Annotated in this window: 13 protein-coding genes, 1 riboswitch and 1 other annotated feature; of the genes, 5 read left to right on the top strand and 8 right to left on the bottom strand. The window is 30.5% G+C overall.

The window, feature by feature from the left end; translation table 11 throughout:
- Positions 1-23: 23 nt before the first annotated feature.
- From BUB33_RS04370 to BUB33_RS04360, 3 genes are all read right to left on the bottom strand, one after another.
- Positions 24-956 carry an ABC transporter substrate-binding protein gene (locus BUB33_RS04370; protein ID WP_200778116.1) on the bottom strand — a complete coding sequence of 311 codons (933 nt, stop codon included), beginning with the start codon at positions 954-956 and terminating at the stop codon, positions 24-26.
- Positions 957-1,031: 75 nt separating this feature from the next.
- A complete protein-coding gene (locus tag BUB33_RS04365; RefSeq protein ID WP_072973538.1) occupies positions 1,032-1,412 on the bottom strand; it encodes a DUF2752 domain-containing protein in 381 nt (126 codons plus the stop codon).
- Positions 1,402-1,758, bottom strand: a complete 357-nt coding sequence (locus BUB33_RS04360; RefSeq protein ID WP_072973536.1) for a DUF4234 domain-containing protein — start codon at positions 1,756-1,758, stop codon at positions 1,402-1,404. Before BUB33_RS04360 ends, BUB33_RS04365 begins: the two co-directional genes overlap by 11 nt.
- 396 nt (positions 1,759-2,154) lie before the next feature.
- Positions 2,155-2,248: riboswitch (THF riboswitch) on the top strand.
- A 65-nt stretch (positions 2,249-2,313) separates the two neighbouring features.
- Between BUB33_RS04360 and BUB33_RS04355 the strand changes: the two genes are divergently transcribed.
- Positions 2,314-2,832, top strand: a complete 519-nt coding sequence (locus BUB33_RS04355) for a folate family ECF transporter S component (protein WP_072973534.1) — start codon at positions 2,314-2,316, stop codon at positions 2,830-2,832.
- A 65-nt stretch (positions 2,833-2,897) separates the two neighbouring features.
- Here the strand turns inward: BUB33_RS04355 and trpB are convergent, their stop codons facing one another.
- The 4 genes from trpB to BUB33_RS04335 form a co-directional block, all read right to left on the bottom strand.
- The gene (gene trpB, locus BUB33_RS04350; protein ID WP_072973532.1) at positions 2,898-4,055 is read right to left on the bottom strand and encodes a tryptophan synthase subunit beta; all 1,158 of its coding nucleotides are present in this window, start codon (positions 4,053-4,055) and stop codon (positions 2,898-2,900) included.
- Between the two features lie 47 nt (positions 4,056-4,102).
- Positions 4,103-4,345, bottom strand: a binding site (T-box leader).
- A gap of 111 nt (positions 4,346-4,456) precedes the next feature.
- Positions 4,457-5,362, bottom strand: coding sequence for an acetamidase/formamidase family protein (locus tag BUB33_RS04345; protein WP_072973530.1), 906 nt, complete (start codon positions 5,360-5,362; stop codon positions 4,457-4,459).
- A gap of 68 nt (positions 5,363-5,430) precedes the next feature.
- Positions 5,431-6,801 (bottom strand): APC family permease, encoded by a 1,371-nt coding sequence (locus BUB33_RS04340; protein ID WP_072973528.1) that lies wholly within the window; start codon positions 6,799-6,801, stop codon positions 5,431-5,433.
- Between the two features lie 17 nt (positions 6,802-6,818).
- A complete protein-coding gene (locus BUB33_RS04335; protein WP_072973526.1) occupies positions 6,819-7,508 on the bottom strand; it encodes a cysteine hydrolase family protein in 690 nt (229 codons plus the stop codon).
- Positions 7,509-7,802: 294 nt separating this feature from the next.
- On the opposite strand from BUB33_RS04335, the gene BUB33_RS04330 reads away from it, so the two are divergent.
- From BUB33_RS04330 to namA, 4 genes are all read left to right on the top strand, one after another.
- Positions 7,803-8,891, top strand: coding sequence for a response regulator transcription factor (locus BUB33_RS04330; RefSeq protein WP_072973524.1), 1,089 nt, complete (start codon positions 7,803-7,805; stop codon positions 8,889-8,891).
- Positions 8,881-10,113, top strand: a complete 1,233-nt coding sequence (locus BUB33_RS04325) for a sensor histidine kinase (protein WP_072973522.1) — start codon at positions 8,881-8,883, stop codon at positions 10,111-10,113. The genes BUB33_RS04330 and BUB33_RS04325 overlap by 11 nt, the downstream gene beginning before the upstream one ends.
- A 99-nt stretch (positions 10,114-10,212) precedes the next feature.
- The gene (locus tag BUB33_RS04320) at positions 10,213-11,448 is read left to right on the top strand and encodes an aminopeptidase (protein ID WP_115322200.1); all 1,236 of its coding nucleotides are present in this window, start codon (positions 10,213-10,215) and stop codon (positions 11,446-11,448) included.
- Positions 11,449-11,601: 153 nt separating this feature from the next.
- Positions 11,602-12,618, top strand: a complete 1,017-nt coding sequence (namA, locus tag BUB33_RS04315) for an NADPH dehydrogenase NamA (RefSeq protein WP_072973520.1) — start codon at positions 11,602-11,604, stop codon at positions 12,616-12,618.
- Positions 12,619-12,652: 34 nt separating this feature from the next.
- Here namA and BUB33_RS04310 read toward each other — a convergent pair whose 3' ends face one another.
- A complete protein-coding gene (locus BUB33_RS04310) occupies positions 12,653-13,420 on the bottom strand; it encodes a glycyl-radical enzyme activating protein (RefSeq protein WP_072973518.1) in 768 nt (255 codons plus the stop codon).
- Positions 13,421-13,429: the final 9 nt, after the last annotated feature.

The following is a 13,429-nucleotide window of genomic DNA, read 5'->3' as shown; positions in this document are numbered from 1 at the left end:
TAATCACCCTCTTAACTATAGTACTAATACAAATCAGGGTAAACAGCCTTTGCCATCTCTTCCAATGCCTTTATAATATTATGATTAGGAAGTGAACTAGACATATTATCAACATAATATACCTGATTATTTTCTACTGCACTAATACTTTTCCATCCTTTTCGAGATTTAATTTCATCTACTGGATTTTCTATATAGTTCACATTTGTAATTATTACATCAGGGCTTCTATCTATAACTAATTCTTCTGATATAGACAACCACCCCTCCTTATCATTTAATATATTTGTAGCTCCAATTATGTCTATCATCTCATTTAAAAATACGCCTTTCCCAAAACTATATAGATTAGGTAAAGCAGCTATTTCAAAGTATACTGATTTCTTTGAAGTAATAGTATCGCCTATTTTCTTTATTTCTGTAATTTTATCCTTCATATTATTTATTATATCTTTTCCTCTTTCCTCAGAGTTTAGAACTTTAGATATAAATATTATATCATTGTAGATTCCTTCAATACTATTACTTGACGGTATATAAGCTAAACTAATTCCTAACTCTTTTATTTGTGTCAATGGATCATTTCCACCAGCCACTGTAATAGTTGAAGCAATAACTATATCGGGTCTTAATTCAATAATCTTTTCTACATCTGGTGCCATCATATCAATGCTGGGTATGTCATTTGATAAACCAGAAATACCTTTAGATTGCGTGTCTATAGCAATGATTTTATCTCCAAATCCTAATTCTAGCAAGATTTCAGTTATAGATGGTGCCATTGAAACTATTCTATTAATATTATCAGGAATTAAAATCTCATTTCCTGCAGGATCTACTAAACTCAATGGTTTATTTGATGTTTCAGGTGTTGTTTTTGTTTGATTTGAATTACACCCTATTAACATAGACAGTACCATTATAAAAATAATCGTTGTTGTAATAATTCTTTTCACTGTTATTCCTCCAATTTTTATAATTAAAAGCATCTTAAATCTTAGTATTCTTATTTTCTTAAATTTAATTTCATATTAATTATTTAACATAATTGGCGATAAATAGCTAAAGGCTATGGTATTTCTAATAATTCCAAAACCTAGTGCTATTACAATCATTAAAATCAGTATAATCTTTGCCACCTTTATATAATTATTATATTCAAATATATAGTAAATTACAAAGATTGGCGGTATTATAAATATTAATGAATTAAATCTAAATGCTTGATAAAAATCAAACCTAAGAATAGAATGTAATGCCCTTGTCATTCCACATCCTGGACAATAAAACCCCGTAATTCTATTGAAAATACAGGGTATTATAGGTCCACTTAAAGGATCAGCAAAATATATAAATATTACTAAAATAATTATAATTGGCAGTAATATTTTAATCTCTTTTTTAGTCAGCATAGCTATATTCAACCATATTATTAATTTCTGATTGCATAATACAATATGATACGATCCCCAGTTGAAAAATTGCCAACACTAGATACAAAACTGAATTGTCTTGTGGTACTTTACCTGTTCCTTCTTGTGCCTCATATAAAACCTTACCCATTTTATAATTCCAGAAGAAAAAATAAATCCCACAAGTAACTATAGTAAGTAAAAACGCCTTGCCTCCAGACATGGAATCATCTCCACTTAAGTAACTAGCTTCATCTGTAAGTTTTATAAACCAATAAATACTATATATTCCACAAGTAAGAATTGAAAATATAATTGCTAGCCCAATGCTTCTTTTTTGTATCATAAAACCTCCTCCTTTTCTTATATTTAGGATATAAAAGTTATACTCATACTTTTCTATATCCTATATATTAAATTTCGACACATCTCCTAAAAAATCCTCTTTTTTTACCAATTATTTTAAAATCTTTCTATTACCTTTCTAAGATTTATTTCATAAAGATTTTAACATCTTTTCATAAGAATATTACTTATGTTTTAAATTTAAATAGTCTAATTCAAACTTTCATCCTAAATACTATCTTAACTATTAATATATAGTTAAGTTGTATTTCTGGCTCATTAGTCCCTAATCTTTTATAAATACCTTTAGTTATTAGATTGTATGGGAAAAAATAGTATGATATACTTTATGTGTAATTTATAGCAAAGTCTTTTAATTGTCTTTGCTTAAACAAATGACAGAGTAGATAATATGCGTAAAGTGTCAAGGGATGGAACGTCGCCCTTGAACGAAAAGCAAATGCTTGCGGCATATTATTGCGTTCGCTGCCACTATCAGTGTATCTTCTTTCTGATGTGACAGACTGTCATATCATATATGAAAGGAGGTATTTTTATGAGGAAAATTAACATTAAAACCATTGTTATCTCCGGATTTTTGATTGCCTTAAATGTAGTATTATCAAGAATCATCACTATACCAGGGATCATTAGCTTTGGAGGCTTTCCCATTATATTTAGTGGAATAGTCTTTGGTCCAGTAGTGGGAGGAATAGTAGGCGGAGTTGGAGATGTAGTTAGTTTCATTGTAAGACCAACAGGTGCATTTATGCCACATTTTATTCTTACATCGGCTCTTACTGGCGTCATTCCTGGAATCTTAACAAAGGTTTTAAAAAACGATTTAACCAAGCCAAAATTGTGGAAAATATTCATATCTATTTTTGTTGGACAGGTTATAACAAGCGTTCTAATGGTACCATATTTTAGACAAATACTTTTTGGTCATCCATTTATAGCTACCATGTTAAAAGCAGCAACTAAACAAGCTATTAATATACCTGCCTATTCCATAATTATAAAGATATTAATACAATCTTTATATAATGCAGGAACACTTAAAAAAGCTGAATAATAAATATAAAAAGTGTATAGTTTTGACTATACACTTTTTATATTTATTATAATATAGATATTTAATTATTTTATCATATCCCTTACTTGTGCCACGTCCTTATCTCCTCTTCCAGAAAGGTTTACTATTATAATCTTATCTTTACTTAAATTCTTAGCTAATTTTATTCCATAAGCTATAGCATGGGAGCTTTCTAAAGCTGGAATTATTCCCTCTATTTTCGATAATTTAAAGAAAGCATCTAAGGCTTCTTTATCAGTTACAGACTTATATTCTGCCCTTTTAGTATAGTTATAATAACTATGTTCTGGCCCTACTCCAGGGTAGTCTAGTCCTGCAGCAATGGAGTGGGTACTATGGTCTAATAAATAACATTTAAAACCATGTATTAAACCAATATTACCTTTACATATACTAGCAGCATGTTCCTTCGTATCTAATCCTTTTCCAGCAGGCTCTACTCCTACCATCTTCACTTCCTTATCATGATAAAAAGGTGAAAATAATCCTATGGCATTACTCCCTCCCCCAACGCAGGCTACTACATAATCAGGTAATCTTCCTTCTTTTTGTAAAACTTGATTTTTTGCTTCTCTTCCTATTACAGATTGAAATGTCCTCACTATCATTGGAAATGGATGAGGTCCTACTGCTGAACCAAGAAGATAGAAAGTATTATTCTTATTTTCTACATAATCCTCTAAGGCCTTATCTACTGCTTCTTTTAATGTCTTATTTCCTTCCTCTACTGCCACTACCTTTGCCCCTAACATTTCCATTCTGAAAACATTTAACTCTTGTCTTCTAGTATCTTCAGCTCCCATATAAATTGTACAATCTAATCCAAGTAAAGCACATACTGTAGCTGTAGCAACTCCATGCTGCCCTGCTCCCGTTTCTGCTATTATTCTCTTTTTCCCCATTCTTTTAGCAAGTAGTCCCTGTCCTATGGCATTATTAATCTTGTGAGCTCCTGTATGGTTTAAATCCTCCCTTTTTAGATAAATCTTAGCTCCACCTATTTCCTTTGTAAGTCTTTCTGCAAAATATAAAGGATTTTCTCTGCCTACATATTCTCTTAAATAATAGTCTAATTCCTTCATAAACTCTTTATCTTCCATGGCATTATAAAATTCTCTTTCTAACTCTTCTAATACTACTTTCAATTCTTTTGGTACATAAGCTCCGCCAAATTCTCCAAATAATCCACTTTCTTTTTTCATATTTCTTCCTCCTAAATTAAAATTAAATACAAAAAAACCTCCATCCTCAATAGGACGAAGGTTGAATTCGCGGTGCCACCTAAATTATGCAAAAATGCATCTCTCTTAATGGGATACTAACATATCCTGTCCTTAGTTAACGGTAGGCTTCCGGCACGGGGTACTCTCTATAGATTTCCACCAGCTTCTACAAAGTCCATTCATTAGTTCCATCTTTGCCAAAGTCCCACCAATCTTTAGCTCTCTGTGAAAGATAAGAATTAACTACTCTTCTTTGTCTTCGAATTTATTTTTGTATTTTAATCATTTTATCAGTTTAATTTGTAAAATGCAAGGCTTTTTTAATTATAATATTTTTCTATAAACTTTCTAGATTTTTTAGTTTTTATCATTACTTATAGTTATAACTTTTCTATTAATCTTTCAGTTGATATAATATGTTTTGGTATGGCAGATCTTATGGTTTTCTTAGGATCTACAACTTGAGATATTTTTAAATCTACAGCCAAACTAGTTAAAATATAAGCCTCTTCCCATTCTAATCCTAAACCCTTCTCAAGATATTTTACTGTTTCACTAGTAGCTTCATATAAAGCAGAATCTAAATTATTACCAGAGGCAATAATCATAGTATATTCCTCTGTTTCAAGTAAAGGCCATTTTACTGTTTTTCCCTTGATTAAATTAATTTCAAGAGTAACCTCTGCTGGAACTTCTAAACCAGTAAAGCAAATTTCTCCATCTCCCATAATTGCATGACAATCACCTAATGCCAACAAAGCACCCTTCTGATTTACAGGAAAATACAATGTAGATCCTGCGGTGATATCATTAGTATCCATATTCCCACCATGTTTCCATGGACTATCAGTTGGCCATTCACCCTCTTCTTTAGCAGGTGCTACTCCTATTACTCCTATCATAGGTCTTATAGGCAATTTTATTCCATGAAATATTGCATATCCATCTTCAATATTCACCACCCTAATTATTGGTTTATTAACTTGATCTCCAAGCACACCTTCATTTGGTACTACTGCAGCAACCCCTTTTTTAGCAATATCAATACTAATAACTTTTACCTGAAGTAAATCTCCTGGCTCTGCACCCTCTACATAAATAGGTCCTGTAGCAGGATTCAATCTGTCATAATCAATTTCTGTTAAAACTTGTTCTTCATTATAAATTTGCTGAAAAAAACAGTCATTAGTTTCCACCTTGATTATATCACCAGGCCTAATTATTTCTACATGTTCCATAAAGTTTTCAAATTTATAAATAACTTTGTTTCCCGAAATTGTTTTCATATTTATCTCCCCCATATCTATATATTATTCTGAAAAGACAGGAGAAATGCTCCTGTCTTAACTTTTACTTACTCAAAGCTATTGATATCATCAGGTGTTAATGTAATTAATTCATTCTTATTAGGATGTTTTTTTCTATAAAGTTCCATCAAAATATATAATGCAACTCCAATAAAACTATATATAGCAAGTGATATATACCCACCTATTGCTAATTCTAAAGTTGAACCGATGATTATCCAGACAGATACTGCCATTCCTAGAATAAATAATAGATTACCTCCTGGTGCTTTATAAGGTCTTTCCCACTCAGGAAACTTCTTCCTTAAAACCATTGCATCTAAACAACATATAAAGTATACTAACCCTGCTGCTATACAGGAAACAGCATAAATATATTGAACCCAGTTATCTCCAGTAAAAAGGCAGAAAAAAATGGAAAATAATAATACTACAAAGTTTGCAATGATTGGTTGTCCATGTTTATTTAACTTAGTAAAGGCTTTAGGCAATTGATTTAATTGAGCTGCACCATATAATACTCTCGCAGATGATACCCAAAATCCCATCAATGTAGTAAATGCATGTAATATACCCGAAACTATAGCAGCTATCCCAACTATCTTAGGTAAGCCAAATTTAGCTATAAGCTCTGGCTCTGGCAAATTCATACTTGCTATTTCTTTCCAAGGAGCCATACCACCTATTGCAAATACAATGATAAAATATAAAACTGCTGGAACAAATAATGATGACAAAATAATTTTCCATATCTTTTCCGGTGGAAAATTTGTTTCTTCTATCATTGTTGGAGTCATTTCAAAGCCTATAAATTTTAACGAAAATACTGCAAATGCTATAAATATTCCATTGAATCCTTTAGGAAACATACCACCATGAGATGAAATATTATCAAAGGACCAACTTCCACTAAAGAAAAATGTTCCTGCAACAATTAAAGATATAACCACCATTGTAAAGAAAAATATACTAGCTAATCTCCCAGTAAATCCAATATTGAAATTAGATAATATATACCATAAAACTATTATTCCAATAGCAACCCAAACTACCATATCAGCTGGAATAGGAATAAAAAAATTAAGTGCTGTTATAAAAATAAATGCCATCATAGGCGGCTCCACTACTTGTATTAAAAACATCATCCATTGAGCTGCCCATCCTGCTTTATGACCGAATGCATTAGTAGTCCAAATATCAACTGCAGATGAAAATGGCAGCATTGCAGTAAGCTCCGCAAATGTTAAACCTACGGGTATTAGCAAAACAGATAAAATGGGAAATATAATGGCTGCTCCTGCTCCAGTTACAGAAAACCAATAAGGAGCCTCAGCAAGCCAACCACCGATTACTGCTCCTGAAGCTATGGCTATCATTTGCATAAAAGATAAATTTCTTTTTAATTTTACATCTGACATATTAAAACCTCCTATTATTATTTAATAACTTCTAATAATTCATCTGTGTTAATAACATGGCAGTAAATATTATTTAAAATTTCTAGTTCATTTTGTTGAATCTTCTCTGTAGCAGCCATACAAGCATCTTCAATTAACCATACATTAAAACTCTCATCAGCAAGGCTTCTCACTGTCCCTGAAACACATTGATCTGTAAATACACCAGTTACTACAACTGTATCAATTCCCATATTGTGTAATATTAATCTCAAATTTGAACCAGTTATTGCACTATCAGTTGTCTTTGTAATAACTATTTCATCATCAATAGGTGCTAACTCTGAAATTATCTCCCCCTCTTCAGATCCAATAGGTAAAAGAAGTTCATTAAACCCAGTAGCTTTTTGGACTAAAGATCTATCACTTCCATTTTTCTTGTGACATTGAATTTTAGCAAAAATAACTTCCATTCCCTTAGATCTAAATCTTTCTAGAATCTTTTTATTATTTGGAATAACTACCTCTTCTATTTTGTCATAGAATGGTTCCCATCTTTTTAAATTAACTAACTCTGTTTCATTAAGATTTTCTGCAAAAGGTCTAGTAACAAAAACTTTTTGCATATCAACAATTAGTAATGCAGTTTTTTTCGGTTCAATAACAATTTCCCCTATTTCATTATCAAGCTCATAATAAAAAGACACATGCCTATTGTTTACCCTCATAGATAATTCCTCCTTTTATTTTAATATAATTACTACTTAAATAACTACAAATTGTTGATACTTAGCCTAATACATAATTAAATTTTTTTATTATTCTAAATATATTGTAACATTCCTAATATAAGTAAATCCTTTGCATATATTTTATTTTTTATATCTTAACATCATATTTTGCAAATCAAAAGTATGAAATAGCAAATATATAATATATTGATATGTCTGTAAGCAAATGATAACCTATAATTAGAAAACTTATCTGTTAAAATTTATCTTCTTCAAGGAGGGAGAAACATAATGTATACAGTATTAATAGCAGATGACGAAATTATTGAACGCAACTATCTAAAAAGTGTTCTCAAAAAACACTCTGAAGAGTTTACCCTAGTTGGAGAAGCAACTAATGGTGAACAAGTAGTTGATATGGCCTTTCAAAAGAAACCTAATATTATAATTATGGATATTAATATGCCCCTTCAAAATGGACTAATAGCTGCAAAAACTATAAAAGAAAAGTTTCATAATACTATTATTATCTTAAATAGTGCATACTCAGAATTTGAATTTGCACAACAAGCTATTCATTATAACCTTGATGCATATTTATTGAAACCTGCTAGTGAAAAAGAAATACTTGATACAATGATTAATTCTCTTCACAAGAAATATGTCAAAGACCAAGTTATTGGTGATTATAATAATATATCAAATACTTTAAATAATAAATATCCTTATGCCCTTGTAGATAGATTAACTAATTCTATCTTTACAGGAGATTTTGAACTTATTAGATTTAATGTTTTAAATTATATTGACTTTTTAAATTCTCAGCAAAATAATTTAGAAGAATATAGATTGCATATAATAAATACTATCTTTTCAATAATGAGATCCCTTAAAAAAGTTTTACCTGATAATATACAGTTATTATTAAATGGTGATGAATATCTTCAAAAAATAAGCAAATCCCAATACTGGTATGATATACTAGCTGTCACTGAAGATTTCTTTAGACAATTTTTAATTTTGTTCAATGCAAAACTATCTTTATCTTCTAATTTCACTGATATGGTTGAAAGATATATAGAAGAAAATTTTGAAAAACAAATTTCATTAGATATGCTTGGAGAAATATTTCATTTTAATCCTTCATATTTATCAAGAAAATTTTGTGAAGATAAAGGTTATACCATAAATGATTTTCTAAATAAAAAGCGAATTGAACATGCTATTTACCTATTAAAAAATTCTAATCTTTTAATAAAAGATATCTCAAGAAATTGTGGATTCACAAATGTATCACACTTTAATCGAAATTTTAAAAAGGTTACAGGCAAACAACCTTCTCAAATCAGACTGGAGGAAAATATTAAAAATGGATATTAAACTAACAGATATACTAACAGAAGACTTCTTAGAAAAATTTCAGGATTCCTTTGCTTTTGCCACAGGTTTTGGTGTTGTCTTTGTAGATTTAGATGGTAATCATATAGGAGAGGGAAGTAATTTTTCTAAATTTTGCAGTGCTATTAATAAGACAAAGGAAGGAGCATCTTACTGTGCATTAACTAATCGAAAAGCAATAGATTTAGCTATTAAAACAAAAAAACCCAGTATATATATATGTCATGCTGGTCTTATAAATATAGAAATTCCATTGACCTACGGAGGTGAATACATAGGAGCAATTACTGCAGGACAAGTCTTATGTTCCGATATGGATATCTATCCAAAGGATAGTGACTTTAAATTACTTCCTTGGCTTCATACAGAAGAAGCCGCCGAATATTTTAGAAATATAAAGGTACTCACTAGACAAGAAATTGAAGCTACAGCAGTATCTCTAGAAAATATAGCAAACTATATTATTCAAAATACTATGTATAACAAGCTTCAAGAAAAATTAGCAAAAGAGCGTCAAAAAACCTTGGAATATGAAAAAAAACAAATTGAAATGGAGCATCAGCTAAAGCTAGCAGAGTTAGAGGCACTGCAAAAACAAGTTACCCCACATTTTATTTTTAATGTAGTAAGTTCTATATCTAGATTAATTTCTATGGAGGAGTATACTTCTGCTTCAAATATGCTGGATTCTTTTTCACAAATGTTACGATATAGTTTATCTGATATAAGCTCACAAATTACCTTAGAGCAGGAACTGAACTATATTCAAAACTATTTAGTCATACAAAAAAACCGTTTTTGCGAGAGAATAGAGTATGAAATCATAACAGATAGTGAAATACTATCACTTATAATACCTTATTTTTCTTTACAGCCTTTAGTAGAAAATGCTATTGAGCATGGTCTGCTTCCATTAGAAAAGGGTGGTAAATTAAAGTTGAATTTTTCAACTACACCTTCATATTATTGTATCGAAATATTTGATAATGGAATTGGAATGAATGATAAAAAATTAGATGAAGTTAGGAAAATTTTACAAAGTGGTAAAGATACTACTTCTACAAATCACATAGGTCTTAAAAATTGCTATAGAAGATTTAAACTTATGTATGGTGAAAATTCAACCTTTAATATAGAAAGCAAACCCAATAAAGGTACAAGAATATATATTACAATATCAAGAAATAATTATATTGGAAAGTAACTTCAAAGATGGAATATGAAAATTTTGTAGAACATTTTCCGTTTACAAAATATTCCACATCCTATAAACTATAGATAAATACATAAAAGAGGTGATATCTTGAAAAATTTTGAAACTATGTTAAATGAATATGCAAAGTTATGTGTTAAAGTAGGTATCAATATCCAATCAGGTCAACCTTTAGTTATTAACTCTCCTATTGAAGGTGCTTATTTTGTAAGACTTGTGGCTAAAAATGCCTATGAACTTGGTGCTAGTGAAGTTCATGTTAATTGGAATGATGAAGTACTTACAAAATTAAAGTTTGAAAATGCTCCTATGGAAGTATTTGAAAACTTTCCAAAGTGGTATGCAGAGGGTTTAGAAGATTATGCTAAAAAAGGTGCAGGTTTCCTCTCTATATCAGCTCAAGATCCTGAATTACTTAAAGAAATCGACCCTAAAAAAATAGCTGCAAATAATAAATCTTCCTCCATAGCTTTAAAGGAATGGAGAAAGTATACAATGAATGATATAAACCCTTGGTGTGTAATATCTATTCCTACAAAGTCTTGGGCAAAAAGGGTATTTCCAGATGTAACTGAAGAAGAAGCTGTAGAAAAATTATGGGCAGCTATATTTAATGCTACTCGTATGGATTTAGAAGACCCTATTAAAGCTTGGGAAGATCATATGGATAATTTAAAAGATAAAGTTGACTTCTTAAATAACAAAGAATTTAAAACTTTACATTATACTTCATCTAACGGTACAGATTTGGTTGTAGAATTGCCAGAAGGACATATATGGGCTGGTGGCGGAGCAATAGATTCTAAAAAAACTTATTTTGCTCCAAATATGCCTACTGAAGAAGTATTTACTATGCCCCTTAAAACTGGTGTAAATGGTGTAGTATACAGTACAAAGCCTTTAAACTATGGGGGAAAGTTAATAGATAAATTTAAACTTACATTTAAAGATGGTAAAGTTGTTGATTTTGAAGCTAAAGTAGGTCAAGAAACATTAGCTGATTTATTAGATATTGATGAAGGTGCAAAACATTTAGGTGAAGTTGCTTTAGTACCTTTCAATTCTCCAATATCAAATTCTAATATTATATTTATGAATACTTTATTTGATGAAAATGCTTCCTGCCACTTTGCCTTTGGTAAGGCTTACCCTACCAACATAGTAGGCGGAGAGAAAATGACAGATGAAGAGCTAGAAGCTCATGGGGTAAACAACTCCCTTACTCATGTTGACTTTATGATAGGTTCAAAAGATATGAATATCCTTGGAGAAACTAAGGAGGGGGAGAAGATACAAGTATTTGAAAATGGAAATTGGGCATTTTAGATAATATAAAGTCTATTTCTGTTGTTCTTTTTAAAATATCAAAAATCCTTCCTTATTGTGTCATCAAAAAATTATTTAACTTTATTAAATGAAACTCCATATTATTATATTTTTCTTTTATGGGTAAGTATATCTTTAAGGATGGTGATATATTTGAAAAGCTTAACATCTTATAATCTAAAAGGATTAGAGTTGAAAAATCGCATAGTAATGCCCCCAATGTGTATGTACTCATCTGATGAAAATGGCATGGTTCAGGATTTTCATGATGTACATTATGTATCTAGGGCAATAGGCGGTGTTGGATTAATCATTGTAGAAGCTACTGGTATTGTTCCAAATGGTAGAATATCTAGCAATGACCTTGGCATCTGGAGTGACGAACATATACTAGGATTAAAATCCTTAGTGGATAAAGTAAAATCTCATGGCAGTAAAATAGCAATACAATTAGCCCATGCAGGAAGGAAATGTACATCAAATGATGAATATATTGTAGCTCCTTCAGCCATTAGATTTAGTGATGAATATAGAGTACCTCGTGAATTAACTATAGATGAAATCAAAGAATTGGTCTTAGCCTTTAAAGAAGCTGCAAGACGTGCAAATGAAGCTGGTTTTGACAGCATAGAAATTCACGGAGCCCATGGATATCTTATACATGAGTTTTTATCACCTATTACCAATAAAAGAACTGATGAATATGGCGGCAGTCTAGAGAACAGAACTAGATTTTTAAAGGAGATATTACTATCTGTTAAAGAAGTATGGCCTAGAGAAAAACCAATTCTTCTTAGGGTATCTGCTGATGATTATGCAGAAGGCGGAATCAATAAAGAAGAAATGGTTAAAATCATTGATGAAATCAAAGATAATATAGATATGGTTCATGTAAGTACTGGTGGACTCATTAGCGTTAAATTTGATATATTTCCAGGATATCAAGTATTACATGCTGAAACCATAAGGAGAGAATGTAATATACCTACAATTGCAGTAGGACTTATTAATGGATATGACCAAATAGAAGAAATTCTATATAATAATAGGGCTGATTTAGTCGCTATAGGCAGAGGTCTGCTTCGTGACCCATATTTTGTATTGAATATGGCCTATGAAAATAGACTTCCTTTAAAATATCCTCAACCATATGAAAGAGGATATATGTAGTAAAAAAACTGGCAAATTAAATTTGCCAGTTTTTTTACTTATAGCTAACTACTTCTACCCCTTCATCTTCCACTGTCTTTTTTAATTCATTTAAATATTCATCTGATGGAGTTCTAAAATCCCTAGATGGTTTTTCCTTTCCAAGAGCTTCATATTTTATATCTCCAAATGAATGATATGGCAGAAACTCTATTTTTGGTTCTTTTATACTATCTTTAAGGAAGATAGCTGTTTTTCTTATATTATCTTTATCAGAATTTACACCATCTATTACTGGTATACGTACTACTATATCTACATTTAACTCTTGTAACCGTCCTATATTTTTTAATATTTCTTTATTGCTAGCTCCAGTGAAAAATTTATGTTTCTCATCATCCATATGTTTAATATCTATAAATATTAAATTTAACTTCTCTAATATATCTTTTACTTCATCAAAATCAAAATAGCCACTGGTTTCAACTGCTAAATCTATAGCTTTATCATAGAGTTTATATACAAGTTCTCTAAGCATATCTACTTGAAACGTTGCTTCACCACCTGAAAAAGTAACGCCACCACCTGAGAATCTATAAAATATTCTTTGCTTTTCTATAATACTTAATATTTCCTCACTACTATAGCAATGAATTAGCTCTTCTTCCTGTGAAATCTTATTAAGATTAACATGACTTTCTGGATTAGCACACCATTTACACCTAAGAGGACAACCAGCAAAGAAAATTACTGTTCTAATTCCATTACCATCATTCACAGAAAAATTTTGTGGCTCCATAAAGTACCCTCTAATATTATTCATTTAGTTCAC

This window comes from Tissierella praeacuta DSM 18095, assembly GCF_900128955.1.
GTDB classification, from domain to species: Bacteria; Bacillota; Clostridia; order Tissierellales; family Tissierellaceae; genus Tissierella; species Tissierella praeacuta.
This window is presented reverse-complemented; position numbering and strand designations above follow the sequence as displayed.

Bases quoted from the DNA above. Each gene is read 5' to 3' on its own strand.
- BUB33_RS04365 (WP_072973538.1), bottom strand. From the start codon at position 1,412: ATGCTGACTAAAAAAGAGATTAAAATATTACTGCCAATTATAATTATT.
- BUB33_RS04340 (WP_072973528.1), bottom strand. From the start codon at position 6,801: ATGTCAGATGTAAAATTAAAAAGAAATTTATCTTTTATGCAAATGATA.
- BUB33_RS04360 (WP_072973536.1), bottom strand. From the start codon at position 1,758: ATGATACAAAAAAGAAGCATTGGGCTAGCAATTATATTTTCAATTCTT.
- BUB33_RS04310 (WP_072973518.1), bottom strand. From the start codon at position 13,420: ATGAATAATATTAGAGGGTACTTTATGGAGCCACAAAATTTTTCTGTG.
- BUB33_RS04335 (WP_072973526.1), bottom strand. From the start codon at position 7,508: ATGAGGGTAAACAATAGGCATGTGTCTTTTTATTATGAGCTTGATAAT.
- BUB33_RS04355 (WP_072973534.1), top strand. From the start codon at position 2,314: ATGAGGAAAATTAACATTAAAACCATTGTTATCTCCGGATTTTTGATT.
- BUB33_RS04330 (WP_072973524.1), top strand. From the start codon at position 7,803: ATGTATACAGTATTAATAGCAGATGACGAAATTATTGAACGCAACTAT.
- BUB33_RS04325 (WP_072973522.1), top strand. From the start codon at position 8,881: ATGGATATTAAACTAACAGATATACTAACAGAAGACTTCTTAGAAAAA.
- trpB (WP_072973532.1), bottom strand. From the start codon at position 4,055: ATGAAAAAAGAAAGTGGATTATTTGGAGAATTTGGCGGAGCTTATGTA.
- BUB33_RS04345 (WP_072973530.1), bottom strand. From the start codon at position 5,362: ATGAAAACAATTTCGGGAAACAAAGTTATTTATAAATTTGAAAACTTT.